This is a genomic window from Enterobacter sp. ECC_219_Taxon_10 (genome assembly GCF_058354905.1).
Genome location: NZ_CM178005.1, coordinates 3528872 through 3555864 on the forward strand (window position 1 = coordinate 3528872; position 26993 = coordinate 3555864).

The following is a 26993-nucleotide window of genomic DNA, read 5'->3' on the forward strand; positions in this document are numbered from 1 at the left end:
CCTTACTTCCCCCTACCTGCTTAGCAGGTATGCTGGGTCGGTATCCCAATTTCATACAGTTAAGGACAGGCCATGAGTAAGATTTATGAAGACAACTCGCTGACTATCGGTCATACGCCCCTGGTTCGACTGAACCGTATCGGTAATGGACGCATTCTGGCGAAGGTCGAATCACGCAACCCGAGCTTCAGCGTAAAATGCCGTATCGGTGCAAACATGATTTGGGATGCTGAAAAACGTGGCGTGCTGAAGCCTGGCGTTGAGCTGGTGGAACCGACCAGCGGTAACACCGGTATCGCTCTGGCCTATGTTGCCGCCGCGCGTGGCTACAAGCTGACGCTGACCATGCCGGAAACCATGAGCATTGAACGTCGCAAGCTGCTCAAAGCGCTGGGCGCGAACCTGGTCCTGACCGAAGGCGCGAAGGGCATGAAGGGTGCCATTCAGAAAGCGGAAGAGATTGTGGCCAGCGATCCGGCGAAATACCTGCTGCTGCAGCAGTTCAGCAACCCGGCTAACCCGGAAATTCACGAGAAGACCACCGGCCCGGAAATCTGGGAAGATACCGACGGCCAGGTTGATGTATTTATCTCCGGCGTGGGTACCGGCGGAACGCTGACCGGCGTGTCTCGCTATATTAAAGGCACAAAGGGTAAAAAAGACCTGATCACCGTTGCCGTTGAGCCAACCGACTCACCGGTTATCACCCAGGCACTGGCGGGTGAAGAGCTCAAGCCAGGCCCGCATAAAATCCAGGGCATTGGCGCAGGCTTCATTCCGGGCAACCTGGATCTGAAGCTGATCGATAAAGTCGTCACCATCACTAACGAAGAAGCCATCTCTACCGCGCGTCGCCTGATGGATGAAGAAGGCATTCTGGCGGGTATCTCTTCCGGTGCGGCCGTTGCGGCGGCGCTCAAACTTCAGGAAGATGAAGCCTTTACCAATAAGAATATTGTGGTTATCCTTCCATCCTCGGGTGAGCGTTACTTGAGCACCGCACTGTTTGCCGATCTGTTTACCGAAAAAGAGCTGCAACAGTAGTGCCAGCATGTTAATAACGCGTAAAAAAGCACCTTTTCAGGTGCTTTTTTGTGGCCTGCTTCAAACTTTTGCCCCTCCTGGCATTGCTTCACCCCGTAGGGTCTGGTATTTAAACCAGCAATTATTTTGATGCGTGAAATTAATCAGTGAACGAAATAGCCTTGCTGAATCGATTTTATGATTTGGTTCAAGTCTTGCTTTCGCTGCATAATGTTTAATGACGATCGAAACGTCAGCGCTAACAATACAGGCTAAAGTTCAGTCGCCAGGCTAGACTTTAGTTCCACAACACTAAACCTATAAGTTGGGGAAATACAATGTTCCAGCAAGAAGTTACCATTACCGCTCCGAACGGTCTGCACACCCGCCCTGCTGCTCAGTTTGTTAAAGAAGCGAAAGGCTTCACTTCTGAAATCACTGTGACTTCCAACGGCAAAAGCGCCAGCGCAAAAAGCCTGTTTAAACTGCAGACTCTGGGCCTGACTCAGGGCACCGTTGTCACCATCTCTGCTGAAGGTGAAGACGAGCAGAAAGCAGTTGAGCATCTGGTAAAACTGATGGCTGAGCTCGAGTAAGTTTCCGGGTTCTTTTAAATATCAGTCACAAGTAAGGTAGGGTTATGATTTCAGGCATTTTAGCATCCCCGGGTATCGCTTTCGGCAAAGCACTGCTGCTGAAAGAAGACGAGATCGTCATCGACCGGAAAAAAATTTCTGCCGACAAGGTTGATCAGGAAGTTGAACGTTTTCTGAGCGGTCGTGCCAAGGCATCTGCGCAACTGGAAGCAATCAAAACTAAAGCTGGCGAAACTTTCGGTGAAGAAAAAGAAGCCATCTTCGAAGGGCACATCATGCTGCTCGAAGATGAGGAGCTGGAGCAGGAAATCATAGCCCTGATTAAAGATAAAGGCATGACGGCCGACGCGGCTGCGCATGAAGTTATCGAAGGTCAGGCAACTGCCCTGGAAGAACTGGATGATGAATACCTGAAAGAGCGTGCGGCTGACGTACGTGACATCGGTAAGCGCCTGCTGCGCAACATCCTGGGCCTGGCCATCATCGACCTGAGCGCGATTCAGGATGAAGTGATCCTGGTTGCCGCTGACCTCACCCCGTCTGAAACCGCACAGCTGAACCTGAAAAAGGTCCTCGGTTTCATCACCGACGCGGGTGGCCGTACCTCCCACACCTCTATCATGGCGCGCTCCCTGGAACTGCCTGCCATCGTGGGTACCGGTAGCGTCACCTCTCAGGTGAAAAACGGCGATTATCTGATTCTGGATGCCGTAAACAATCTGGTTTACGTCAACCCAACTAACGAAGAGATCGAAAAACTGCGCGCGGTTCAGGAGCAGGTTGCGACTGAAAAAGCGGAACTCGCTAAGCTGAAAGACCTGCCAGCCATCACCCTGGACGGCCATCAGGTAGAAGTGTGCGCAAACATCGGTACCGTCCGCGACGTTGATGGCGCTGAGCGCAACGGTGCGGAAGGCGTAGGTCTCTATCGTACAGAATTCCTGTTCATGGACCGCGACGCGCTGCCAACGGAAGAAGAGCAGTTTGCTGCTTATAAAGCCGTGGCTGAAGCGTGTGGCTCTCAGGCGGTTATCGTCCGTACCATGGACATCGGTGGCGACAAAGAGCTGCCGTACATGAACTTCCCGAAAGAAGAGAACCCATTCCTGGGCTGGCGTGCGATTCGTATCGCGATGGATCGTAAAGAGATCCTGCGTGACCAGGTTCGCGCAATCCTGCGTGCCTCCGCTTTCGGTAAACTGCGCATCATGTTCCCGATGATCATCTCTGTTGAAGAAGTGCGTGCACTGAAGAAAGAGATCGAAATCTACAAACAGGAACTGCGTGACGAAGGTAAAGCGTTTGACGAGTCAATTGAGATCGGCGTGATGGTGGAAACACCTGCTGCGGCGACTATTGCGCGTCATTTAGCCAAAGAAGTTGATTTCTTTAGTATCGGCACCAATGATTTAACGCAGTACACCCTGGCAGTTGACCGTGGTAATGATATGATTTCACATCTCTACCAGCCAATGTCACCGTCCGTACTGAACTTGATCAAGCAAGTTATTGATGCTTCTCATGCAGAAGGTAAATGGACTGGCATGTGTGGTGAGCTTGCAGGCGACGAACGTGCTACACTTCTGTTGCTGGGTATGGGTCTGGACGAATTCTCTATGAGCGCCATTTCCATCCCGCGCATTAAGAAGATTATCCGTAACACGAACTTCGAAGATGCGAAGGTGTTAGCAGAGCAGGCTCTTGCTCAACCGACAACGGACGAGTTAATGACGCTGGTTAACAAGTTCATTGAAGAAAAAACAATCTGCTAATCCACGAGATGCGGCCCAAATTACTGCTTAGGAGAAGATCATGGGTTTGTTCGATAAACTGAAATCTCTGGTTTCTGATGATAAGAAAGACTCCGGAACTATTGAGATTGTTGCTCCGCTCTCCGGCGAGATCGTCAACATCGAAGACGTGCCGGATGTAGTGTTTGCTGAGAAAATCGTTGGTGATGGCATTGCTATCAAACCAACTGGCAACAAAATGGTTGCTCCAGTTGACGGCACCATCGGTAAAATTTTTGAAACCAACCATGCGTTCTCTATCGAATCAGATAGCGGTATCGAACTGTTCGTTCACTTCGGTATCGACACCGTTGAACTGAAAGGCGAAGGCTTCAAACGTATCGCGGAAGAAGGCCAGCGTGTTAAAGTTGGCGACCCGGTGATTGAATTCGATCTGCCACTGCTGGAAGAAAAAGCCAAGTCTACCCTGACGCCGGTTGTTATCTCCAACATGGACGAAATCAAAGAACTGATCAAACTGTCTGGCAGCGTCACCGTGGGTGAAACCCCGGTTATCCGCATCAAGAAGTAATTCTTGCCGCACAGAAAAATGGCGCCTTCGGGCGCCATTTTTGTTTATGCAGGGAGGATAAGCTCGTCATAGCCTTTCGACTGGGTATAAAGCATCACGTCAGTCACCCGATCGCCGGCCATGCGAATGGCATCGGCAACGGTTTTCCCCTCTACAATGCCGCTCACCAACTCTGAACAGAACAGGTCGCCCGTCCCTTTCAGATCGGTTTCTACGCGCGGGTGCGCGCTGACGGTCACGCCTTCATTCGTCACCAGCACCACATGGATGTTTTCCGGGTCGTCTGCGACCGGCGCGCTTGTGATCGCCACCCATTTCAGGCTGTCAGAGAGCAGTCCCTGCGCCGCCGCGATGGCGCTTTCCGGCGTACGGCACGGTTTGCCGCTCAACACTTCGAGCTCATAGACGTTTGGCGTGATCCCCTGCGCCAGTGGCAGCAGGTGCTCCCGATACGCTTGCGGGATATCCGGCTTCACGTACATCCCGCTGTCGATATCGCCGATAACCGGATCGACCAGCACCAGCAGGTCAGGATGCTGCGCTTTGACCGCCTTCAGCCACTGCGCCAGCAGTACGATCTGGCTGGAACTGCCCATATAGCCGGTGGTGACCGCCTTAAGCTCGCGCAGGATCTCTCGCTCTTCCAGCGCCTTCAGGTAGCCGCTGAACCACTCGTCGGGGATCACTCCACCATAAAACGTGTCATAGTGCGGCGTGTTGCTGAACAGTACCGTCGGCACGGCGGTAACGTTCAGCCTGTGGGTACGAATATTCGGAACCGCAATGCTGTTCCCCACGCTGCCGTAAACCACCTGCGACTGCACGGCGACAATGTCGGTTTGCTGCGCCCGGGTATTATCCCGGAATAGAATCATCTCCATGATGCTTAAATCCCCGCCCCCTGCGAATAACTTTCTTCACCAAAGACGCCGGTAGACAGATAGCGATCGCCGCGATCGCAAATAATCGCCACCACTACGGCACCCGGGTTTGCCTGTGCTACCCGAATCGCACCCGCTACCGCGCCGCCCGAGCTAACGCCGCAGAAGATACCTTCGCGCACGGCCAGCTCACGCATGGTATTTTCCGCCTCGCGCTGGTGAAGATCCAGCACCTGGTCCACAAGCTGCGCATTAAAGATGCCGGGCATATACTCCGCAGGCCAGCGGCGAATGCCCGGAATGCTGCTCCCCTCTTCCGGCTGCAGGCCAACGATGGTGACAGCTTTCGCCTGCTCGCGCAGAAAACGCGACACGCCGGTAATGGTGCCGGTGGTGCCCATGCTGGAGACAAAATGGGTGATGCGTCCGTCGGTTTGCTGCCAAATTTCCGGCCCGGTAGTGGTGTAGTGCGCGTACGGGTTGTCCGGGTTGTTGAACTGGTCGAGCAGCTTACCTTCGCCGCGCCCGGCCATTTCTAACGCTAAGTCGCGCGCGCCTTCCATCCCCTGCTCTTTGGTCACCAGAATCAGCTCGGCCCCGTAGGCACGCATCGCGGCGCGGCGCTCCTGGCTCATGTTGTCCGGCATCAGCAGCTTCATGCGGTAGCCTTTCAGCGCCGCAATCATCGCCAGGGCGATGCCGGTGTTGCCGCTGGTGGCTTCAATCAGCACGTCGCCGGGCTTAATTTCACCGCGTTTTTCGGCCTGGACAATCATCGACAGCGCCGCGCGGTCTTTTACCGACCCCGCCGGGTTATTGCCTTCGAGTTTGACCCAGATTTCACTGCCGTTGTCTGGCCCCATACGCTGAAGCTTGACCAGAGGCGTGTTGCCGATGGTGTTTTCTAATGTTTTCATGATCGCTGTCCAATAAAAAGCCCGGTGGCGCTTCGCTTACCGGGCCTACAGACGTCATATTGTAGGCCGGGTAAGCGCAGCGCCACCCGGCAAAACTACGTAATCCTAACCTATCAGGCTGACTCCGCCAGAGCAATATCCTCGCGCGTCTCAATCCGCTCGTTACCGTGATAAATCCGGGCATGCTGCAGCCCGACAAACAGGCGCTCTCCCCGGTGCGGCGGCACATCGTCGCGCATAACCACGGTCAGCGGCTCGGTATACCAGCCCAGCGGCTGTACCACCAATTGGGTGTAGTGACCTTTAGGGCTAGCTTCCAGCACCTGAACCGGCAGCGGTGAATCCAGGCTGGTTCGGCGGCTGACGTCCACCTCCCATGGGCGCAGGAACAGATCGACCGGCCCCTGATGCGCGGAGGTGTAGCCCAGCGGCCAGCGGTGCGCGCCGACGTGGAACTGCCCACCGCGAATGGTGCCCTGCAGACGGTTTACCTCGCCCATAAACTCCAGCACGAAGCGGGTCGCCGGCTCGCGCCAGAGCTGCTCCGGCTCGTCAACCTGCTCAATGTTGCCCTGGCTCATGACCACCACGCGGTCCGCAACTTCCATCGCCTCTTCCTGGTCGTGGGTCACGAAGACGCTGGTGAACTTCAGCTCTTCATGCAGCTGGCGCAGCCAGCGGCGCAGCTCTTTACGCACCTGCGCATCCAGCGCGCCAAACGGCTCATCCAACAGCAAAATTTGAGGCTCAACGGCAAGCGCGCGCGCCAGCGCCACGCGCTGTTTCTGCCCACCGGAAAGCTGGGCCGGGAAACGGTCCGCCAGGTGAGCCAGCTGCACCATCTCCAGCAGTTTGGTCACTTTCGCTTTAATGGTTGCCGCATCCGGGCGCTCGCGACGCGGCAACACGGTCAGGCCAAAGGCGATGTTGTCGAACACGGTCATGTGGCGGAAGAGAGCGTAGTGCTGAAACACAAAGCCCACTTTACGATCGCGGGCGTGCAGGCGGCTCACGTCGGTGCCGTGGAAGCGGATATGCCCGCTGGTCTGATGCTCAAGCCCGGCGATAATACGCAGCAGCGTGGTTTTGCCCGAGCCAGACGGCCCCAGCAGCGCTACCATTTGTCCGGAAGGGATATCCAGCGAGATATCATTCAGCACCTGGGTGCGACCAAAAGACTTCTTAATATTGGCAATCTCAATGCTCATGATTTCCCTCCTGATGCTGACGTTTTTCCTGATTTTCTAAACGCCACTGCACCACACTCTTCAAAAACAGGGTCAAAATGGCCATCAGCGTCAGCAACGCTGCGGCAGTAAACGAGCCGATGGTGTTGTAGTCCTGCTGCAGCAGTTCAATCTGGAGCGGCAGCGACAGGGTCTCACCACGGATGGAGCCGGAAACAACGGAAACGGCACCGAACTCACCGATCGCGCGGGCGTTGGTCAGCACCACGCCGTAAAGCAGCGCCCAGCGAATGTTCGGCAGCGTGACGCGACGGAACATCTGCCAGCCTGACGCGCCCAGCAGCACCGCTGCTTCATCTTCGTTGCTGCCCTGGCTTAACATCACCGGCACCAGCTCACGCACCACAAACGGACAGGTCACGAAGATGGTCACCAGCACCATGCCCGGCCAGGCGAACATGATCTGCAGGTTATGCGCATCCAGCCAGCCGCCCAGCGGACCGTTGGAGCCGTAAAAGAGCAGGTACACCAGACCCGCCACCACCGGCGACACGGCAAAGGGAATATCCAGCAGCGTCAGCAGCATCTGACGTCCTGGGAAGTTAAAGCGCGTCACCAGCCAGGCCAGCAGGGTACCGAATACCAGGTTCACCGGTACCGTGATCAACGCAATCAGCACCGTCAGCCAGATGGCATGCAGCATATCCGGGTCCGCCAGGTTCTCCAGCGCGGGCATCAGGCCCTTGCTGAACGCCTGAACGAAGATATAAACCGTCGGGACGACGAGAATGAGGGCAGACACCAGCACGCCCACGCCAATCAGAAACCATTTACCCCAGTTGATGCGGGGCGCATCGTATCGCTTCAATTGCGTAACTTCCGCCATCAGTGACCTACCACACGTCGACCAAAGCGACTTTGCAGAGTGTTAATCGAGTACAGCAGCAGCAGCGAGGCCGCCAGGATCACCGAGGCAATCGCGCTCGCCGCCGGGTAATCAAACTCCTGCAGACGGATGAAAATCATCAGCGAAGTAACTTCCGTTTTCCAGGCGATGTTCCCGGCGATAAAAATCACCGCGCCGAACTCACCCAGGCTGCGGGTAAACGACAGCGCGACGCCCGCCATCAGCGCCGGAGAAAGCTCCGGCAGAACCACTTTACGGAAGCTCTGCCAGCGCGTGGCGCCCAGCGTTTCAGCCGCTTCTTCATATTCCGGACCCAGCTCTTCCAGCACCGGCTGCACGGTACGGACCACAAACGGGATGCTGGTAAAGGCCATCGCCACCGCGATCCCAAGCCAGGTATAGGTCACTTTGATATCAAACTTCGCCAGCCACTCGCCGTACAGTCCGTTCACGGAGAAGAGCGACGCGAGGGTTAAGCCCGCGACCGCCGTCGGCAGCGCAAACGGCAGATCCATCAGTGCATCAAGCAGCGTGCGGCCCGGGAAGCGATAGCGGGTTAAGATCCACGCCATCAGCAGGCCAAACACGCCGTTAAAAATGGAGGCGACAAACGCCGACAGCAGCGTCACCTTATAGGCCGCCACCACCTGCGGGTTGGTGATGACCTCCCAGTACTGCGCCCAGCTCATCTGAGCAAGCTGCATCACCAGCGCGCTGAGCGGCAACAGCAGGATCAGGCAGACGAACAGCAGGCTGGTCCCCAGGCTTAAGGTAAAGCCCGGCAGCACGCGTTTTGTCGAGACTGCAAACATTACTTACGCCCCGCCGCCAGCAATTTGTCTAACTCACCACCGCTGGCAAAGTGCGTTTTCATCACCTCAGGCCAGGAGCCGAAATGATCTTCCACGCGGAACAGCGCGGTCTGCGGGAATTTGTCTTTCAGTTTGTTCATGACGTCCGGGTTGTTCACGCGGTAGTAGTAATCGGTAATGATGGTCTGCGCCTGCGGGCTGTACAGGTAGTTGAGATAGGCTTTTGCCGCTTTCTCGGTGCCGTTCGCCTGCACGTTTTTATCCACCCACGCTACCGGGAACTCGGCCAGGATGTTGGTTTTCGGGATAACCACCTCGAAGCCCTGCGCTTCGTACTGCTTGCGAATGTTGTTCACTTCGGATTCAAAGCTGATCAGCACGTCACCCAGACCGCGTTCGGCGAAGGTGGTGGTCGCACCGCGGCCGCCGGTATCGAACACTTCGACGTTTTTCAGGAACTGGGTCATGAACTGCTCGGTTTTGGCTTTGTCGTTGCCGTCAGCCTTGTCCGCCGCGCCCCACGCAGCTAAATAGGTGTAGCGTGCGTTACCGGAGGTTTTTGGGTTCGGGAAAATCAGCTTCACGTCGGAACGCACCAGGTCGCTCCAGTCGTGGATGTTTTTTGGATTACCCTTACGCACCAGGAAGCCCATGGTGGAGTAGAACGGCGAGCTGTTGTTCGGCAGGCGGCTCTGCCAGTCAGCCGGGAGCAGCTTGCCCTTGTCGTGCAGGATCTGCACGTCAGTCACCTGGTTATAGGTCACGACGTCCGCTTTCAGCCCCTGCAAAATCGCCAGCGCCTGCTTGGACGAGCCGGCGTGGGACTGCTTGACGGTCAGCTTATCGCCGTTATTGTCTTTCGCCCACTGCTGCTCAAACGGTGGGTTAAGGGCGGCAAACAGCTCGCGGGAAACGTCATACGAGCTGTTCAGCAGCTCGGTCGCCTGCGCCTGGGCCACCAGCAGTATACCTGCCAGCGCCAGAGTTCCTTTTTTCAGTACAGTAACGGCCATTGCGCACCCTTATAAATGTGATGACTATCTTATAGTCATAATATTTATAACGGGGATGAAAGGAGTAACGGTTTTATATACCGTTTGGTGATTTACAAGCAGAAAAGGGAATAAGGCAATAATCCCCTCTCCCCTGTGGGGAGAGGGTCAGGGTGAGGGGTGTTACAGCGCCAGCAGTCGCTCAACGGACGGCGCAAAGTAGTAGCCGCCGGTCACCGGTTTGGTGAAGCGCAGCATGGCGTCGCGCTTGCCGTCGGTATCACCGAACATGCTCAGCAGTTGCTGCTCAATGTTGTGCAGGCGCGCGCAGTAGGCGCAGAAGTAGAGGCCGTGCGTGCCGCTTGCGGTGCCGTACGGCAGGCTCTGGCGAACAATCTTCAGCCCTTTACCGTCCTCTTTGAGGTCAACGCGGCTCAGGTGAGAGGTCACCGGACGCTCGTCGCCGTCAATCTCTTCGTTGGCTTCTTTAGTACGACCAATCATCATCTCCTGGTCGTGCACGCTCATGCGGTTAAGCTGCTTGAGGTTGTGCTCCCAGCGCTGGACGAACACATAGCTGCCGCCCGCGTCTACGCCGTCTTTAATCACCGCCACGTCGCGACGAACCTCTTCACCGGCCGGGTTTTCGGTGCCGTCAACGAAGCCGCTCAGATCGCGCTCCTCCACCCAGCGGAAGCCGTGAACCTCTTCCTGCACCTCAATACTGTCGCCAAAGGCCGCGACCGCCGCCTGCGCAACGGAGAAGTTCACGTCATGACGCAGGGAGAGAATGTGGATCAGCACGTCATACTGGGTAGCTGGTGCCAGACCTTTGCCGTAAGGGATAAAGTCTTTCAGCTCTTCCGCCCCTTCGCCGCCGCTCAGCTGACGCCAGACGTTATTGCCGAAGGCAACAACGGCACCGAGGTGGGCGTCGGGGAATTTGGCCTGGAAGGTCGCCAGCTTGTCCACAAACGCTTTACTGGCCGCACGCAGGGCATCCACGTCCCCTTTTACATTGGCTTCAATCCAAATCGCCGCGCGGCAATGTTCTGGCAAAATGCCACTCTGAACCTGAGACATCGCTCCTCCTGAAATAAAGATGCCACGTCAGCGTGGCATTGATGGCGGCTATTATACCCGGATTTCAGCGAGGCGGTTTGTTCAGGCGCAAATTACTGCTTCCAGACTATTTTGCTCACTTTCCAGCTCTTCAGCGTGTCGTCAGACGGCATCAATCCTTCCGGGCCGCTCCAGGTTCCGGTGAAGACATAGCTGATGTGCTGGCTGCCTTCCGCCTTACATTCCACCGCAACGCCATCGTCTGAAGGGGCGCTGCTGCAGTTGCCAAAGGCCTGTTTATAAAGATCGCTAAACGGGGTGCCGACCTTTACGCCGCTGGCGGTCGGGATAGCATCGTCCAGCACCGCAATGCGGTTCACCGTCCCTTTATCACCGTTAATTACCAGCGCCAGCTTGTCACCCTTCAGCGCTTCAAAGTAACGCACAATGTTGCCATTCTCGGTTTTCATCCCGCTACGCAGGCGGTAGTCGCTGCTCAGGGCATCCTGAATAGCGTCCTGATTGAGCGCGGTCGACGCGGTGATTTTTCCTACGCCCTGCTCGGTGACTTCGATGGAAGAGCCAAACCAGTTCCACGGATACGCGGCGGACCAGTTAATAGAAGAGAGCGTGGAACAGCCGGTCAACGCCAGCGGGAGAGCGCATAAAAGTAAACGCAGCGATTTCATTGAAACGTCCTTTCTAATTAAATCAACGCTTGTTGGAGTGCGGCATCGGCAAAAAGTGCCGCGCTAATCTGACTCTTGCGTAAAACAGGCGCGTAATCGGGGATTCGTCAGCAGCCACAGCAGCGCCACGATATCCGCCACCACCAGCGCGATGCCAATACCCGAAAGCGGTTCACCCAACCACCAGAGCACGGGTTGCCAGAACAGCAGCGCGATCTGGGCGAGGATCAGCAGCCAGCGAAGGGCGCGCCACAGACGCGGGATTACGTGCCGCCGACCGCTGCATAAAAAAGCCACCACCGCCGGTACGCCCGGCAGTAAGCCGAGCCAGAAAGCATCGTGATCGGGATAAAAGAGATTCAGCAGCGTATCGCCCTGCCCGCGCGAGGCGCCGGCCATCACAAACAGCACCCAGGTGCGGGCCTGCAGGAGCAAAACGCACCAGAATAAAAACGGCAGCCTGACGCGGCCCTGTGCATCAAAGTCAGCCGGGTGGATCTCAGTACTCTTCATCTTCGATTAGACGCTTACCTAAGCTCAGCACGTCAGCGTGCTCATAGCCCAGACGTTCATACATGCCCAGCACCACGTCGTTATCTTCCCGCACCATGATCTGAATTTTCGGACAGCCGCGGGCGATCAGCTTCTTCTCAAGCCGATTAAGCAGCGCGTTGGCGATGCCGCGCGCCCGGTATTCCGGGTGGACGCCCAGATAATAGGCCGAGCCGCGATGGCCATCGTAGCCGCCCATCACGGTACCGACGACCTCGCCGTTCACTTCCGCGACCAGGAACAGGCTAACGTCGTGATTCAGCTTACGTTCGATATCCATTTCCGGATCGTTCCACGGACGCAGCAGATCGCAGCGCTCCCAAAGGGTGATCACCTCTTCGAAATCTTCCTGGCGAAAAACGCGTATCTCCATGGTATTAACCGCCTTTTCGGGTTTAAAAACAGTGATTATGGCGTGAACGGGGCGTTTAGCCAATAACCGGGGAAAATCTCGCCAAAATTTGGCATAATGTCACTTTGTCACGTATTGAAATGAAAAGTAAAACAATTCTCAATAAGGACTGTCGTAACGGGAAACACGATACGATATAACACCAGGACCCCTTTTTTTAGTATTCAGGCCGCATGAGCACATTCAAACCATTAAAAGCACTCACATCGCGTCGTCAGGTTCTCAAAGCGGGGCTGGCGGCCTTAACGTTAACGGGCATCGCAAAGCAGGCTCAGGCAAAAGACGAGAGCACGCTCAAAACCAGTAACGGACACAGTAAGCCAAAAACCAAAAAGCCGGGCGCAAAGCGTCTGGTGATGCTCGATCCGGGCCACGGCGGGATTGATACCGGTGCCATTGGCAAAAACGGTTCGAAAGAAAAACACGTCGTGCTGGCGATTGCAAAAAATGTGCGATCGATTTTACGCAGCAACGGCATTGACGCCCGCCTGACGCGCACGGGCGACACGTTCATTCCGCTGTACGACCGCGTCGAGATCGCCCACCAGCACGGTGCGGATCTGTTTATGTCCATTCACGCGGACGGCTTTACCAACCCTTCCGCCGCGGGCGCGTCGGTATTTGCCCTCTCCAACCGTGGCGCCAGTAGCGCCATGGCGAAGTACCTTTCCGATCGTGAAAACCGGGCGGATGAAGTGGCTGGTAAGAAGGCCACTGACAAAGATCATCTGTTGCAGCAGGTGTTGTTCGATCTCGTGCAAACGGACACCATCAAAAACAGCCTAACGCTCGGCTCGCATATTCTCAAACGGATTAAGCCGGTGCACCGCCTGCACAGTAAAAGCACCGAACAGGCGGCGTTTGTGGTGCTGAAGTCACCGTCCATCCCGTCCGTGCTGGTGGAAACGTCCTTTATTACCAACCCGGAAGAAGAACGACTGCTCGGCACCACGGCGTTTCGCCAGAAGATCGCCAACGCCATCGCCTCCGGCATTATCAGTTACTTCAACTGGTTCGATAACCAAAAAGCGCACTCCAGGAAACGTTGATGAAACCCAATGCTCAACTGGTAAAAACCTTCCTGCTGCAGCTGCAGGATGCGATCTGCCAGAAACTGGCCGCCGCAGACGGCGGTGAATTTCAGGAAGATAGCTGGCAGCGCGAAGCCGGCGGCGGCGGGCGCAGCCGCGTGCTGCGAAACGGCGGTATTTTTGAACAGGCGGGCGTAAATTTCTCCCACGTTCACGGCGACGCCATGCCCGCCTCCGCTACCGCGCATCGCCCTGAGCTGGCGGGCCGCAGCTTCGAAGCGATGGGCGTTTCGCTGGTGGTGCATCCGCATAACCCGTTTGTGCCCACCAGCCACGCTAACGTGCGTTTTTTCATTGCGGAGAAGCCAGGGGCCGATCCGGTCTGGTGGTTTGGCGGCGGTTTCGACCTCACGCCCTACTACGGCTTCGAAGAGGACGCCGTGCACTGGCACACCACCGCGCGGGATCTTTGCCTGCCGTTTGGCGAAGACGTCTACCCGAAATTTAAAAAGTGGTGCGACGACTACTTTTACCTGAAGCACCGCGATGAGCAGCGCGGCATTGGCGGGCTGTTCTTTGACGATCTCAACGTGCCTGATTTTGACACCGCGTTCAGCTTTATGCGCGCGGTGGGCGAAGGCTTTACCGATGCCTATATGCCCATCGTCGAACGCCGTAAAAACACCGACTACGGCGTGCGCGAGCGTGAATTCCAGCTTTACCGCCGCGGGCGCTACGTGGAGTTCAACCTGGTGTGGGATCGCGGGACGCTGTTCGGCCTGCAGACCGGCGGACGCACGGAGTCGATTCTGATGTCGATGCCGCCGCTGGTGCGCTGGGAGTACTGCTACGAGCCAAAAGAAGGCAGCCCGGAGGCTGCCTTGTGTGAGTTCCTTAAAGTACGCGACTGGGTTTAACTGCCGGATGGCGCTGCGCTTATCCGGCCTACTCAACCTGTAGGTCGGGTAAGCGAACGCGCCACCCGACTCACAAGGCTTACAGCGGCTGCGTCTGCGCCTCAACCACAGCCAGCGCCACCATGTTCACGATGCGGCGCACGGAGGCAATCGGCGTTAACACATGCACCGGTTTCGCCACGCCCATCAGCACCGGTCCTACGGTCACCCCTTCAGAGCTGGAGACACGCAGCAGGTTGTAGCTGATACGCGCCGCTTCCACGTTCGGCATAATCAGTATGTTCGCCGACCCCTTAAGCGGGCTGTCCGGCATACGTTCGTTACGAATGCTTTCCACCAGCGCGGCATCGCCGTGCATCTCCCCGTCAATCATCAGCTCCGGCGCGCGCTCGCGCACCAGCTCCAGCGTCTGGCGCATTTTGCACGCCGCCGCCGATTTGGACGAACCGAAGTTAGAGTGCGACAGCAGCGCTACCTTCGGCTCGATACCAAAGCGACGCACCGTTTCCGCCGCCATCACGGTGATCTCCGCCAGCTCGTCCGGGGACGGATCGTCGTTAACGTAGGTATCAGCAATAAAGGTGTTGCCGCTCGGCAGCAGCAGCGCGTTCATCGCCCCGGCGGTGTGGACGCCGTCGCGATAGCCGAAGATCTCCTGCACCACGCTAAAGTGCTCGTGGTAATCGCCGATGGTGCCGCAGATCAGCGCATCCGCCTCGCCGCGATGGACCATGATCGCGCCGATCACCGTCGTGTTGCTGATAACGGCTTTCTGCGCCTGCTCCTGGGTGATCCCCCGGCGCTTCATGATCGCGTAGTATTCGCTCCAGTACTCTTTGAAGCGCGGATCGGATTCGTTGTTCACGATCTCGAAGTCCACGCCCGGCTTAATCTGCAGGCCCAGCTTCTGGATCCGCATCTCGATCACGCTCGGACGACCGATCAGGATCGGCTTCGCCAGCCCTAAGGTGATCAGCTCCTGGGTAGCGTGCAGCACGCGCGCCTCTTCACCTTCCGCCAGCACCACGCGCTTCGCGTCTGCGCGGGCCTGAGAGAAGATCGGCTTCATGAACAGGTTGGTTTTATAGACAAACTCGGTGAGCTTATCGACGTAAGCGTCGAAATCCTGAATCGGACGCGTTGCCACGCCGGAGTCCATCGCCGCTTTGGCAACGGCTGGCGCAATTTTGACAATCAAACGCGGGTCGAACGGTTTTGGAATGATGTAGTCCGGGCCAAAGCTTAGATCCTGATCCCCGTACGCGGAGGCGACCACTTCGCTCTGCTCGGCGTGGGCCAGCTCGGCGATGGCGTGAACGGCGGCAAGCTTCATCTCTTCATTGATCGCCGTCGCGCCAACGTCCAGCGCGCCGCGGAAGATGAACGGGAAGCAGAGCACGTTGTTGACCTGGTTCGGGTAGTCCGAACGGCCGGTACAGATAATGGCGTCTTCACGCACCGCTTTCGCCAGCGGCGGCAGGATTTCCGGCTCAGGGTTCGCCAGGGCCAGGATCATTGGCGCACGCGCCATCTTCTTCACCATCTCCTGGGTCAGCACTTTCGGACCGGAGCAACCGAGGAAGATATCCGCGCCGTCGATCACGTCCTCAAGCGTGCGCTTGCCGTCGTCTTCTACCGCGTACGCCGCCTTGGTTTCCGCCATGTTCGGCTCACGGTCTTTGTAGATAACGCCCTTGGAGTCGCAGACCACAATGTTGTGTTTCTGCATGCCCAGCGCCACCAGCAGGTTCATACAGGCGATGGCCGCGGCGCCTGCGCCAGAAACCACCATGCGCACATCGGAGAGATTTTTCTCGACCACGCGCAGGCCGTTCAGAATGGCGGCGGTGCTGATAATCGCGGTCCCGTGCTGGTCGTCATGGAACACGGGAATGTTCATACGCTCGCGCAGCTTCTGCTCGATATAGAAACATTCCGGCGCTTTGATGTCTTCCAGGTTGATCCCGCCGAAGGTCGGCTCCAGCGCGGCTACCACGTTGATGAATTTATCGGGATCGAGTTCGTCCACTTCGATATCGAACACGTCGATACCGGCAAATTTCTTGAACAGTACGCCCTTCCCTTCCATCACCGGTTTACCGGCCAGTGCACCAATGTTGCCCAGGCCCAGCACCGCCGTCCCGTTAGAGATAACGGCGACAAGGTTACCGCGCGCGGTGTATTTGTAGGCCGCAAGCGGGTCTTTTTCGATTTCCAGACACGGTGCCGCCACGCCCGGCGAGTAGGCCAGCGCCAGATCGCGCTGCGTCGCCAGCGGCTTGGTTGGGGAAACCTGAATTTTACCGGGGACAGGGAACTCGTGAAAATCGAGGGCACTCTGTTTCAACTGCTCATCCATCTTATTTTTCCTTTCACGTATCGATCAAAAGGGTGACGTAAGCGATCCTGATGCACACCCTGGTGTGCCGCCTAGTATCGCCTCAGGACAGCGCATAAACTTTGAAGGCTGCCAAACTCTCACCATCACACATTAAAAATTGTTATCAATTTATAACAGCCATGTTACCCGTCTCAAAAGCAATGCCTGCCCCGTCTGCTATGCTTTTTTGTTAAGTCCATCATGATTTTCTCAGAAGTGTGAACTAACGCACTCATCTAACTCTTTTATTTCCAAGGAGTAATGATTTATGAACCAGCTAGACGGCATCAAACAATTCACCACCGTGGTTGCAGACAGCGGCGATATCGAGTCGATTCGCCACTATCAGCCGGAGGACGCGACCACCAACCCTTCGCTGCTTCTGAAAGCGGCAGGGCTTGCCCACTTTAACCATCTGATTGATGACGCGATTGCCTACGGTAAACAGCGCGGGAAAACGCAGGAACAGCAGGTTGCTGAAGCCAGCGACAAGCTGGCGGTTAATTTTGGTGCGGAAATTCTGAAAAGCATTCCGGGGCGCGTGTCGACCGAAGTGGATGCCCGCCTCTCATTCGATCAGGAAAAGAGTATTCACAAAGCGCGCCGCCTGGTGGAACTCTACCAGGAACAGGGGATCGATAAGTCGCGCATTCTGATCAAGCTCGCGTCCACATGGGAAGGCATTCGCGCGGCGGAGGTTCTGGAAAAAGAGGGGATCCACTGCAACCTGACGCTGCTGTTCTCGTTTGCCCAGGCGCGCGCCTGTGCTGAAGCGGGCGTGTTTCTGATCTCGCCGTTTGTCGGGCGCATCTACGACTGGTATCAGGCGAAACAGCCGATGGATCCGTACGTGGTTGAGGAAGACCCTGGCGTGAAGTCGGTGCGTAATATCTACGATTATTACAAGCAGCACCGCTACGAAACCATCGTGATGGGCGCCAGCTTCCGCCGCACCGAGCAGATCCTCGCGCTCGCAGGCTGTGACCGTCTGACCATCTCCCCCGATTTGCTGAAAAAGCTGCAGGAGAGCGACGAAACGGTGATCCGCAAACTGGTGCCGACCTCTACCGTACTGCCAAAACCGAAAGCCATGACCGAAGCGGAGTTCCGCTGGGAGCACAATCAGGACCCTATGGCCGTGGAAAAACTGGCTGACGGCATCCGCCAGTTCGCCGTCGACCAGCGCAAACTTGAAGATCTTCTCGCCGCCAAACTTTAACCTTGCCACGGAGTGAACTATGTCCCGTAAAGAGCTTGCCAACGCCATTCGCGCCCTCAGCATGGATGCCGTACAAAAAGCCAATTCCGGCCACCCTGGCGCCCCGATGGGGATGGCCGATATTGCCGAAGTGCTGTGGAACGACTTTCTGAAGCACAACCCCACAGACCCAACCTGGTACGACCGCGACCGTTTTATTCTCTCCAACGGCCACGCCTCGATGCTGCTCTACAGCCTGCTGCACCTTTCCGGCTACGATCTGCCGCTGGAAGAGCTGAAAAACTTCCGCCAGCTGCACTCTAAAACGCCGGGCCATCCGGAGATCGGCTATACCCCGGGCGTGGAAACCACCACCGGCCCGCTGGGTCAGGGTCTGGCGAATGCCGTCGGTCTTGCGATTGCCGAGCGCACGCTGGCGGCGCAGTTTAACCAGCCGGACCATCAGATTGTCGACCACTACACGTATGTCTTTATGGGTGACGGCTGCCTGATGGAGGGGATCTCCCACGAGGTCTGCTCGCTGGCGGGCACGCTGGGGCTCGGGAAGCTGATTGGCTTCTACGACCACAACGGCATCTCCATCGACGGGGAAACCGAGGGCTGGTTTACCGACGACACGGCGAAACGCTTTGAGGCCTATCACTGGCACGTGGTGCATGAGATCGACGGCCACGATCCTGAGGCGGTGAAAAAAGCGATTCAGGAAGCGCAGAGCGTGAAGGACAAACCGTCCCTGATTATCTGTCGCACCACCATCGGCTTCGGCTCGCCGAACAAAGCGGGCAAGGAAGAGGCGCACGGCGCGGCGCTGGGCGAAGAGGAAGTGGCCTTAACCCGCCAGAAGCTGGGCTGGAAGTATCCGCCATTTGAGATCCCGAAAGAGATCTACAGAGCCTGGGATGCCCGCGAAGCGGGTGAAAAAGCCCAGCAGGCGTGGAACGAAAAATTTGCCGCCTACAAAAAAGCGCACCCGGAGCTGGCGGCAGAGTTTTCCCGCCGCATGAGCGGCGGCTTGCCGGAGGACTGGGACGATAAAACCCAGGCGCTGATTGAAAATCTGCAGTCCAACCCGGCGAAAATCGCCACCCGTAAGGCGTCGCAAAATACCCTCAACGCCATTGGCCCAATCCTGCCTGAGCTGCTCGGCGGCTCGGCGGATCTTGCACCAAGTAACCTGACCATCTGGTCCGGCTCGAAATCGCTGAAAGAGGATATTGCCGGGAACTACATCCACTACGGCGTGCGCGAGTTTGGCATGACCGCGATTGCAAACGGCATCGCCCATCACGGCGGCTTCGTGCCCTACACCGCCACCTTCCTGATGTTCGTCGAGTACGCCCGAAACGCGGCGCGCATGGCGGCGCTGATGAAGGCCCGGCAGATCATGGTCTACACCCACGACTCCATCGGCCTGGGGGAAGATGGCCCGACGCACCAGGCGGTGGAACAGCTGGCGAGCCTGCGCTTAACGCCAAACTTCAGTACCTGGCGTCCGTGCGACCAGGTGGAAGCGGCGGTGGGCTGGAAGCTGGCGGTTGAGCGCCACAACGGGCCTACAGCGCTGATCCTGTCGCGCCAGAACCTGGCGCAGATCGAGCGCACCCCGGAGCAGGTTAAAAACATCGCCCGTGGCGGGTACATCCTGAAAGACAGCGGCGGCAAGCCGGACGTGATCCTGATTGCCACCGGTTCCGAGGTGGAAATTACGGTGAAAGCAGCGGAGAAACTGACCGCCGAAGGCCACGCGGTGCGCGTGGTGTCCCTGCCTTCAACGGATATCTTTGACGCCCAGGATGAGGCGTATCGGGAATCGGTGCTGCCGTCCAACGTAGCGGCACGCGTGGCGGTGGAAGCGGGTATTGCCGACTACTGGTATAAGTACGTGGGGCTAAAAGGAGCGATTGTTGGCATGCGGGGTTACGGTGAATCGGCACCTGCCGACAAGCTCTTCCCGTACTTCGGCTTTACCGTTGAGAACGTGGTGGAGAAGGCGCTGAGCGTGCTGTAGTGCGTTCTTCGTTGCCGGGTGGCGCTGTCGCTTACCCGGCCTGCGGTTCGAGGTTTTGTAAGTCGCCACCCGGTAAAACTAGCGTGTGATCCACAGCGTGGGCCAGGCGTCTGGCCCATTCCAGTTATCGCAGCTTGGCTCTTCCGCATAGCGCACCAGGCGGAAGCGCTGGCCGTCAAAACGCCAGCGCGTCTGGATCCCGCAGTCCCCGATACCGCGTCCCAGCGCCAGCGTCGTCAGCTCGCGCGTTTTTTCATCAAAGCTGGCGTTCATCAGCTCCATGTCGCTGCTCTGGCTGGAGGGGGTAAACGGCAGACGTAACCTGACGCTGCGGGCAGTGAACGGTTTTTTACGTGATACCAGCCACGCCAGATCGACCGTGTTATAGGCTCCTGCCTCACAGCTGACGATTAACAGCGCTTTGTCGTCGGTTAATGCGGTGACGCGTACTTCACGGCGGTTAGGATCCAGCGAGCACTGGCTGTTGTTCATCCGCCAGGTTCCATAATCCAGCAGATCGTTCAGCTCGCTATGCGTCAGCGGCGTCGGCGTCGGGTTCACCACGGCCACCTTTTTTAATGCTGGTGCAGGAGGCACGCTCAGAGGCGGGCTATCCCCTTTTTTAATCCATGCCGTTTCGCTGCCAACGCGCTTCTGCTGGGCGTCAATAAACAGCAGCGCCGCCTTCAGCCCGACCAGCGAAATCGTCTGCTTCCCCCCGCGCAGGGTCAGCGCCTGCCCTTCCTGAATAGTTTTCAGAAACGCGTTGAGGGTACCCGTATCGTCGGTCTTGAGATGCCAGGGCGTTAACTGCCAGTGCTGTGAATTGAGTTTTAGCGGAACGTTGTCGAGCAGAAGGCGCGGGGCGATGTCCGGCTCTTTTACCGGCGGGGCCGAAAGCCCGCCGAGATCGATGCGCAGGCTGGCGTCCGTTTTCGCGCCGGCGCTACGGCTCAGCGTCATAACCAGACCGCGATGTTCCCCCGTATTCCGGGCAACACAAAAATTCTGGTTATTGCAGGTGACCTGCCAGTCTGAGAAAGACTGCTGCGCAGGTGCCGCCCACACCAGAGGCACGGGTAGCACGCAGAAAAAGAAGAGAAGCAAAACGCAGTAGCGCATGAATGGCACAGCCCCGGAAACGAAAAGGTCAATCTGGGGCGTATCTTCGTGCCCAGGGCGGGCGGGCTCAATCGGATTTATCGGATAGATTTATCTGAAATGCAGGCTATTGCGACATCGGTTTGGGGTTCATTAACCCGCTGGTTTGCAGATATTGCAACAGGATCACCGCTTTACCATCGCGGATCTCGCCGCTTTTCACCATCTCAACGGCCTGAGCGAAAGGCATTTCCAGCACTTCAATATCTTCATCCTCCACGCCGCCACCGCGATGCGTGCGCTGGGCATCGGTGTACTCCGCAATGAAGAAATGGACCAGCTCGGTCACGCCGCCAGGTGACATGAAAAGCTCAAAGACTTTTTGCACCGCGCCCACTTCAAAACCGGTCTCCTCGACGGCCTCCTTGCGGATGCAGACTTCCGGCTCATCGTCATCAAGCAGGCCGGCGCAGGTTTCAATCAGACGCCCGTCCGCGTTGCCGTTGACCCAGGTCGCGACCCGAAACTGGCGAATCAGCACCACGCTTTGCTTTTCACGGTTATACAGCAGAATGGTTGCGCCATTGCCCCGGTCGTAGACTTCGCGTTTGTGGCGAATCACGTCACCGTTCTTACGGGTTAAATCGTAAGTGATATTCCGCAGGACAAAGTAATTTTCAGAGAGGATTTTGTCTTTGATAACGGTAATGTTCAGGGACATACGGGCTCCACGGCAAAATGAGTCTGTTTATACTACGCCGTGAAGCCCGCTTTGTCGCCCGTCGGTTAAGACGGCGCGTCTCTTCTCGTCAGATTTCATGTTAATCCCCAAAGCGGCTTTTGGATCAATAACCTTATTTTTAGTATGAATAAGCTATTTGCTCACTACCGCGTTATCAGGCAATGTACAACTGCCCGTAACCTGTGGCAGAGCCATTTTATTCAGAGATCCGTTCCGTGACCGTTAAACGCCCCGTTTCCGGAAGCCTTGCCTGGGCTTTCTTTTCGATCATTGCCCTGTCCGTGCTGACCAGCACCGTCGCGCTGCTGACGCTTGCCAGCAGCCAGCGTGACGCCGAAGCCATTAACATTGCGGGTTCGCTGCGCATGCAGAGCTACCGCCTCGGCTACGAGATGCAGCGCAACAGCCCCTCCCTTAAGGCGCATCTTGAGAACTGGCAGCAGACGTTAAGCGCGCCTTCCCTGGAGAAGCTGAACCGCTGGTACGTCCCGGAAAACGTCAAGGCGCGCTATCAGCAGCTTCATGTGGCCTGGCGGGAAATAGATAAGCACATCGCCCGCGGCGACAGCGCATGGTATGACGCTAACATTGAGGATTTTGTCGGCCGCATTGATGCCTTTGTTCTCGCCCTCCAGCACTACACCGAAAATAAAATCCAGACGGTGACCCTTCTCTCTCTGGCTGGCGCGCTCGGGATCCTGCTGCTGACGCTGTTTACCCTGCGGCGCATCCGCCGCCAGGTGGTGTTGCCACTGAACAACCTGGTAGCCGCCAGTGAACGGATTGAGCGAGGGGAATTTACCACCCCGGCGCCGGACACCGCGCTGCCCAACGAGCTGGGCCAGCTTTCCCGCGCCTTCAACCATATGTCGGGCGAGCTACATACTCTCTATCGGTCGCTCGAAGCCTCCGTCGCGGAAAAGACGCGGCATTTGCATGAAGCCCACCAGCAGCTCGACATGCTGTTCAAATGCTCTCAGGCGCTGAATACCGGACAGATTGACAGCCTGTGCTTCCGGCATATTTTACAGATTGTCCATGAATACACGCAGATGAATTACCTGGAGCTACGCACCAGCGACGACTGGCGGCTGTGTGAAGGGACAGAGGTGAGCGGCATTTCTCTGCAAACCCTGCCGGTGCTGATGCAGGACACCCTTTACGGCGAGCTGCGCTGGCAAAGCGAGACGGGCAGCGTTCCTCTTCCGCTGATGAGAAGTGTCGCGACCATGCTCGGGCGCGGGCTGTACTTTAACCAGGCGCAGAAACACTACCAGCAGCTGCTGCTGATGGAGGAGCGCGCCACCATCGCCCGCGAGCTGCATGACTCGCTGGCGCAGGTACTCTCCTATCTGCGGATCCAGCTCACGCTGCTTAAACACGCCGTGCCGGCGGAAAATGCCCCCGCGCAGACCATCATCACCGACTTCTCCCGCGAACTGAACAACGCCTGGCAGCAGCTGCGCGAGCTGCTGACCACCTTCCGCCTGACGCTAAACCATGCGAATTTACCCGCGGCGCTTCAGGAGTCCCTCGATGCCCTGCAGAGCCAAACGCAGGCGAAGCTGTACCTCGACTGCCGCCTCTCCTCGCTGGCGCTTGACGCGCAGAAGCAGGTGCATTTGCTGCAGATCGTGCGGGAGGCCGTCCTGAATGCGATTAAGCACGCGCAGGCCAGCGAGATCACCGTCAGCTGCGTAACCGCCGTGGACGGCACGCACAACGTCAGCATTCGTGACAACGGCATCGGAATTGGCGAGGCCAGCGAACCGCCGGGACACTACGGGCTGAACATTATGCGAGAACGCGCGCAACGGCTCGGCGGAATGCTGCACTTCTCGCAGCCGCAAAACGGCGGCACGCAGGTCAGCGTGACGTTCCCCGCACCCGCGCCGTTAACAGGTAAATAACGGTAAAGGGGGAAGCGCCGGGAAAAGCGCATGATAATTTACATTATCTCCTTTATTTCTCCACGTTTGGCCTGGGCCTTGCCGCTAAAGTGATGCGGGCAATAAACAATAATGACGTGCAGCAAAACGAGGTCACTTTTCCATGGCGAATTTTTTCATCGATCGCCCCATTTTTGCCTGGGTGCTTGCCATCCTGTTGTGTCTGACAGGCGTCCTGGCGATTACTTCTCTTCCCGTTGAGCAATATCCCGATCTGGCACCGCCTAACGTGCGTGTCACCGCCAACTATCCCGGCGCTTCCGCACAAACGCTGGAAAACACCGTGACGCAGGTTATCGAGCAGAACATGACGGGTCTGGATAATCTGATGTACATGTCCTCCCAAAGCAGCGCCACGGGACAGGCCACGGTCACCCTGAGCTTTGAGGCGGGCACCGACCCGGACGAAGCGGTGCAGCAGGTACAAAACCAGCTGCAGTCGGCCATGCGTAAGCTGCCCCAGGCGGTGCAAAACCAGGGGGTTACCGTGCGTAAAACCGGTGATACCAACATTCTGACTATCGCGTTTGTCTCCACCGATGGCTCAATGGATAAACAGGACATTGCGGACTACGTCGCCAGTAATATTCAGGACCCGCTCAGCCGTATTAACGGCGTAGGGGATATCGACGCCTACGGTTCACAGTACTCAATGCGTATCTGGCTCGATCCTAACAAGCTGAACAGCTATCAGATGACCGCAACCGACGTGACGGACGCCATCAAAGCCCAGAACGCCCAAATTGCCGTGGGGCAGCTGGGAGGCACGCCTTCGGTTGATAAACAGGCCCTGAATGCCACCATCAATTCACAATCCCTGCTTCAGACGCCGGACCAGTTCCGCAACATCACCCTTCGCGTGAATCAGGACGGTTCAGAGGTGCGCCTGGGCGATGTCGCTAAGGTGGAAATGGGTGCGGAGAAATACGATTACCTGAGCCGCTTTAACGGCAATCCGGCCTCCGGTCTTGGGATCAAGCTGGCCTCCGGCGCGAACGAAATGGCGACGGCGAAGCTGGTGCTGGACCGTCTGGATGAGCTGTCGCAGTATTTCCCGCACGGGCTGGAGTACAAAGTCGCCTATGAAACCACCTCCTTCGTTAAAGCCTCGATTGAGGATGTGGTGAAAACCCTGCTGGAAGCGATTGCGCTGGTGTTCCTGGTCATGTACCTGTTCCTGCAAAACTTCCGCGCCACGCTGATCCCCACCATTGCCGTCCCGGTAGTGCTGCTGGGTACTTTTGCGGTGCTCTACGCGTTCGGCTACAGCATCAACACCCTGACGATGTTTGCCATGGTGCTGGCGATTGGCCTGCTGGTGGACGATGCCATCGTGGTCGTGGAAAACGTCGAGCGCATCATGAGCGAAGAGGGGCTTTCCCCGCGTCAGGCCACACGCAAATCCATGGGGCAAATTCAGGGGGCGTTAGTCGGTATCGCGATGGTGCTGTCGGCGGTCTTTATCCCGATGGCCTTCTTTGGCGGTACAACCGGGGCGATTTACCGTCAGTTCTCAATTACCATCGTCTCGGCGATGGTGCTCTCCGTGCTGGTGGCGCTGATCCTCACCCCCGCGCTCTGTGCCACCCTCCTTAAGCCGCTGCACAAAGGGGAACATCACGGACAGAAAGGGTTCTTCGGCTGGTTTAACCGTATGTTCAACCGCAATGCCGAGCGGTATGAATCTGCCGTCGGTAAAGTGCTGCACCGCAGCCTGCGCTGGATGATGATTTACGTTGTGCTGCTGGGCGGCATGGTGTGGCTGTTTCTGCATCTTCCCACCTCGTTCCTGCCTCAGGAGGACCGGGGGATGTTCATCACCTCGGTGCAGCTCCCGAGCGGCTCAACGCAACAGCAGACGTTGAAGGTGGTTCAGAACGTTGAGCAGTACTTCTTCACCAAAGAGAAAGATAACGTTGTCTCGGTCTTCTCTACCGTCGGCTCCGGCCCGGGCGGGAATGGGCAGAACGTCGCCCGCATGTTTGTCCGCCTGAAAGACTGGGACGAACGCGACGCCAGAACGGGAACCTCGTTCGCCATCATTGAACGGGCAACCAAAGCTTTTGCGGGCATTAAAGAGGCACGCGTTTTTGCCAGCAGTCCGCCCGCGATCAGCGGCCTGGGCAGTTCCGCCGGGTTTGATATGGAGCTGCAGGATCACGCCGGCGCGGGCCACTCGGCGCTGATGGCTGCGCGCGACAAGCTGTTAGAACTTGCAGGGAAAGATCCCGGCCTGACCCGCGTTCGTCACAACGGTCTTGACGACAGCCCGCAGCTTCAGGTGGATATAGACCAGCGTAAGGCGCAGGCGCTGGGCGTCTCGATCGACGATATCAACGACACCCTGCAAACCGCGTGGGGCTCAAGCTACGTAAATGACTTTATGGATCGCGGCCGCGTGAAAAAAGTGTATGTCCAGGCAGCCGCGCCTTTCCGCATGTTGCCGGATGACATTAACCGCTGGTTTGTACGTAATAATTCTGGCGGGATGGTACCCTTCTCCGCCTTTGCCACGTCGCGCTGGGAGAGCGGTTCGCCGCGCCTGGAGCGCTACAACGGCTATTCGGCAGTTGAAATCGTCGGGGAAGCCGCGCCGGGCGTCAGCACCGGTACCGCCATGGACACCATGGAAAAACTGGTGCAGCAGCTGCCCGCTGGTTTTGGTCTGGAATGGACGGCCATGTCTTACCAGGAGCGCCTCTCCGGGGCACAGGCGCCCGCGCTTTATGCGCTTTCTCTGCTGGTGGTCTTCCTCTGCCTTGCCGCGCTGTATGAGAGCTGGTCGGTTCCGTTCTCGGTCATGCTGGTGGTGCCGCTTGGGGTTATCGGTGCACTGCTGGCGACCTGGATGCGCGGCCTGGAGAACGACGTTTACTTCCAGGTGGGGCTACTCACGGTGATCGGCTTATCGGCGAAAAACGCCATTCTGATCGTAGAATTTGCCAACGAGATGAATGCTAAAGGCCACGAGCTGATGGCCGCCACGCTGCACGCCTGCCGTCAGCGCTTGCGTCCGATCCTGATGACCTCGCTGGCGTTTATTTTTGGCGTACTGCCGATGGCAACCAGCACGGGTGCAGGCTCAAGCAGCCAGCATGCGGTGGGTACCGGCGTCATGGGGGGGATGATTTCGGCCACCATCCTGGCGATTTATTTTGTTCCGCTGTTCTTTGTGCTGGTGCGTCGTCGCTTCCCGCTCCGGGAGCGACAGGAATAACCCGCAGCCATAAAAAAGGCGGCTTTATCGGCCGCCTTTTTATTGTGTGATTAATTCACACTATGGTTATTTTACTT

At 57.2% G+C, this 26993-nt stretch carries 23 protein-coding genes; 10 read left to right on the plus strand and 13 right to left on the minus strand.

The annotated features are described in order from the left end of the window. Positions 1-72: 72 nt before the first annotated feature. The 4 genes from cysK to crr all read left to right on the plus strand — a co-directional run bounded on the left by cysK (position 73) and on the right by crr (position 3941). Positions 73-1044: a cysteine synthase A gene (gene cysK, locus AC4ICF_RS16750; protein ID WP_014884739.1), complete on the plus strand. Its 972-nt coding sequence runs from the start codon at positions 73-75 to the stop codon at positions 1042-1044. Between the two features lie 317 nt (positions 1045-1361). Beyond that, positions 1362-1619, plus strand: coding sequence for a phosphocarrier protein Hpr (ptsH, locus tag AC4ICF_RS16755; RefSeq protein ID WP_000487600.1), 258 nt, complete (start codon positions 1362-1364; stop codon positions 1617-1619). Between the two features lie 44 nt (positions 1620-1663). Beyond that, positions 1664-3391 carry a phosphoenolpyruvate-protein phosphotransferase PtsI gene (ptsI, locus tag AC4ICF_RS16760; RefSeq protein WP_116343133.1) on the plus strand — a complete coding sequence of 576 codons (1728 nt, stop codon included), beginning with the start codon at positions 1664-1666 and terminating at the stop codon, positions 3389-3391. 40 nt (positions 3392-3431) lie between these two features. Further along, positions 3432-3941 (plus strand): PTS glucose transporter subunit IIA, encoded by a 510-nt coding sequence (crr, locus tag AC4ICF_RS16765; protein WP_003861316.1) that lies wholly within the window; start codon positions 3432-3434, stop codon positions 3939-3941. A 44-nt stretch (positions 3942-3985) separates the two neighbouring features. Here the strand turns inward: crr and pdxK are convergent, their stop codons facing one another. From pdxK to AC4ICF_RS16815, 10 genes are all read right to left on the minus strand, one after another. After that, positions 3986-4822 carry a pyridoxine/pyridoxal/pyridoxamine kinase gene (pdxK, locus tag AC4ICF_RS16770; protein WP_316380595.1) on the minus strand — a complete coding sequence of 279 codons (837 nt, stop codon included), beginning with the start codon at positions 4820-4822 and terminating at the stop codon, positions 3986-3988. A 5-nt stretch (positions 4823-4827) separates the two neighbouring features. Further along, a complete protein-coding gene (gene cysM / locus AC4ICF_RS16775; RefSeq protein ID WP_316380596.1) occupies positions 4828-5739 on the minus strand; it encodes a cysteine synthase CysM in 912 nt (303 codons plus the stop codon). 113 nt (positions 5740-5852) lie between these two features. Then, complete coding sequence (gene cysA, locus AC4ICF_RS16780; RefSeq protein WP_023615695.1) at positions 5853-6947, minus strand: sulfate/thiosulfate ABC transporter ATP-binding protein CysA; 1095 nt, start codon at positions 6945-6947, stop codon at positions 5853-5855. Further along, positions 6937-7812, minus strand: coding sequence for a sulfate/thiosulfate ABC transporter permease CysW (gene cysW, locus AC4ICF_RS16785; RefSeq protein ID WP_116343139.1), 876 nt, complete (start codon positions 7810-7812; stop codon positions 6937-6939). The genes cysA and cysW overlap by 11 nt, the downstream gene beginning before the upstream one ends. Further along, entirely contained in the window at positions 7812-8645 is an 834-nt protein-coding gene (gene cysT / locus AC4ICF_RS16790) for a sulfate/thiosulfate ABC transporter permease CysT (RefSeq protein WP_061097449.1), read from the minus strand. Before cysT ends, cysW begins: the two co-directional genes overlap by 1 nt. Beyond that, positions 8645-9658: a sulfate ABC transporter substrate-binding protein gene (locus tag AC4ICF_RS16795; protein WP_316380597.1), complete on the minus strand. Its 1014-nt coding sequence runs from the start codon at positions 9656-9658 to the stop codon at positions 8645-8647. The genes cysT and AC4ICF_RS16795 overlap by 1 nt, the downstream gene beginning before the upstream one ends. Before the next feature lie 162 nt (positions 9659-9820). Next, a complete protein-coding gene (locus AC4ICF_RS16800) occupies positions 9821-10720 on the minus strand; it encodes a Dyp-type peroxidase (protein ID WP_116343143.1) in 900 nt (299 codons plus the stop codon). A 92-nt stretch (positions 10721-10812) separates the two neighbouring features. Further along, positions 10813-11388: an RpoE-regulated lipoprotein gene (locus AC4ICF_RS16805; RefSeq protein WP_192983615.1), complete on the minus strand. Its 576-nt coding sequence runs from the start codon at positions 11386-11388 to the stop codon at positions 10813-10815. Positions 11389-11451: 63 nt separating this feature from the next. Beyond that, positions 11452-11901: a DUF2919 domain-containing protein gene (locus AC4ICF_RS16810; RefSeq protein WP_192983612.1), complete on the minus strand. Its 450-nt coding sequence runs from the start codon at positions 11899-11901 to the stop codon at positions 11452-11454. Further along, positions 11888-12313 (minus strand): GNAT family acetyltransferase, encoded by a 426-nt coding sequence (locus AC4ICF_RS16815; protein ID WP_116343149.1) that lies wholly within the window; start codon positions 12311-12313, stop codon positions 11888-11890. Before AC4ICF_RS16815 ends, AC4ICF_RS16810 begins: the two co-directional genes overlap by 14 nt. 212 nt (positions 12314-12525) lie before the next feature. Here AC4ICF_RS16815 and amiA point away from each other — a divergent pair, with 212 nt between their 5' ends. Together amiA and hemF are read left to right on the plus strand one after the other, a co-directional pair. Further along, positions 12526-13401 carry an N-acetylmuramoyl-L-alanine amidase AmiA gene (gene amiA / locus AC4ICF_RS16820; RefSeq protein ID WP_116343151.1) on the plus strand — a complete coding sequence of 292 codons (876 nt, stop codon included), beginning with the start codon at positions 12526-12528 and terminating at the stop codon, positions 13399-13401. Further along, positions 13401-14300: an oxygen-dependent coproporphyrinogen oxidase gene (hemF, locus tag AC4ICF_RS16825; RefSeq protein ID WP_316380598.1), complete on the plus strand. Its 900-nt coding sequence runs from the start codon at positions 13401-13403 to the stop codon at positions 14298-14300. Before amiA ends, hemF begins: the two co-directional genes overlap by 1 nt. 79 nt (positions 14301-14379) lie before the next feature. Here hemF and maeB read toward each other — a convergent pair whose 3' ends face one another. Then, a complete protein-coding gene (maeB, locus tag AC4ICF_RS16830; RefSeq protein WP_116343155.1) occupies positions 14380-16659 on the minus strand; it encodes an NADP-dependent oxaloacetate-decarboxylating malate dehydrogenase in 2280 nt (759 codons plus the stop codon). A 289-nt stretch (positions 16660-16948) separates the two neighbouring features. On the opposite strand from maeB, the gene tal reads away from it, so the two are divergent. Further along, a complete protein-coding gene (gene tal / locus AC4ICF_RS16835) occupies positions 16949-17899 on the plus strand; it encodes a transaldolase (protein WP_316380599.1) in 951 nt (316 codons plus the stop codon). A 19-nt stretch (positions 17900-17918) separates the two neighbouring features. Continuing rightward, the gene (tkt, locus tag AC4ICF_RS16840; protein WP_116343159.1) at positions 17919-19907 is read left to right on the plus strand and encodes a transketolase; all 1989 of its coding nucleotides are present in this window, start codon (positions 17919-17921) and stop codon (positions 19905-19907) included. A 78-nt stretch (positions 19908-19985) separates the two neighbouring features. Here tkt and AC4ICF_RS16845 read toward each other — a convergent pair whose 3' ends face one another. Continuing rightward, the gene (locus tag AC4ICF_RS16845) at positions 19986-21029 is read right to left on the minus strand and encodes a DUF1176 domain-containing protein (RefSeq protein WP_316380600.1); all 1044 of its coding nucleotides are present in this window, start codon (positions 21027-21029) and stop codon (positions 19986-19988) included. Positions 21030-21135: 106 nt separating this feature from the next. Further along, positions 21136-21729 (minus strand): GDP-mannose pyrophosphatase NudK, encoded by a 594-nt coding sequence (nudK, locus tag AC4ICF_RS16850; protein ID WP_116343163.1) that lies wholly within the window; start codon positions 21727-21729, stop codon positions 21136-21138. 236 nt (positions 21730-21965) lie between these two features. On the opposite strand from nudK, the gene narQ reads away from it, so the two are divergent. Further along, positions 21966-23660: a nitrate/nitrite two-component system sensor histidine kinase NarQ gene (gene narQ, locus AC4ICF_RS16855; protein WP_316380601.1), complete on the plus strand. Its 1695-nt coding sequence runs from the start codon at positions 21966-21968 to the stop codon at positions 23658-23660. Positions 23661-23802: 142 nt separating this feature from the next. Then, the gene (acrD, locus tag AC4ICF_RS16860; protein ID WP_166711935.1) at positions 23803-26916 is read left to right on the plus strand and encodes a multidrug efflux RND transporter permease AcrD; all 3114 of its coding nucleotides are present in this window, start codon (positions 23803-23805) and stop codon (positions 26914-26916) included. Positions 26917-26993 lie beyond the last annotated feature (77 nt).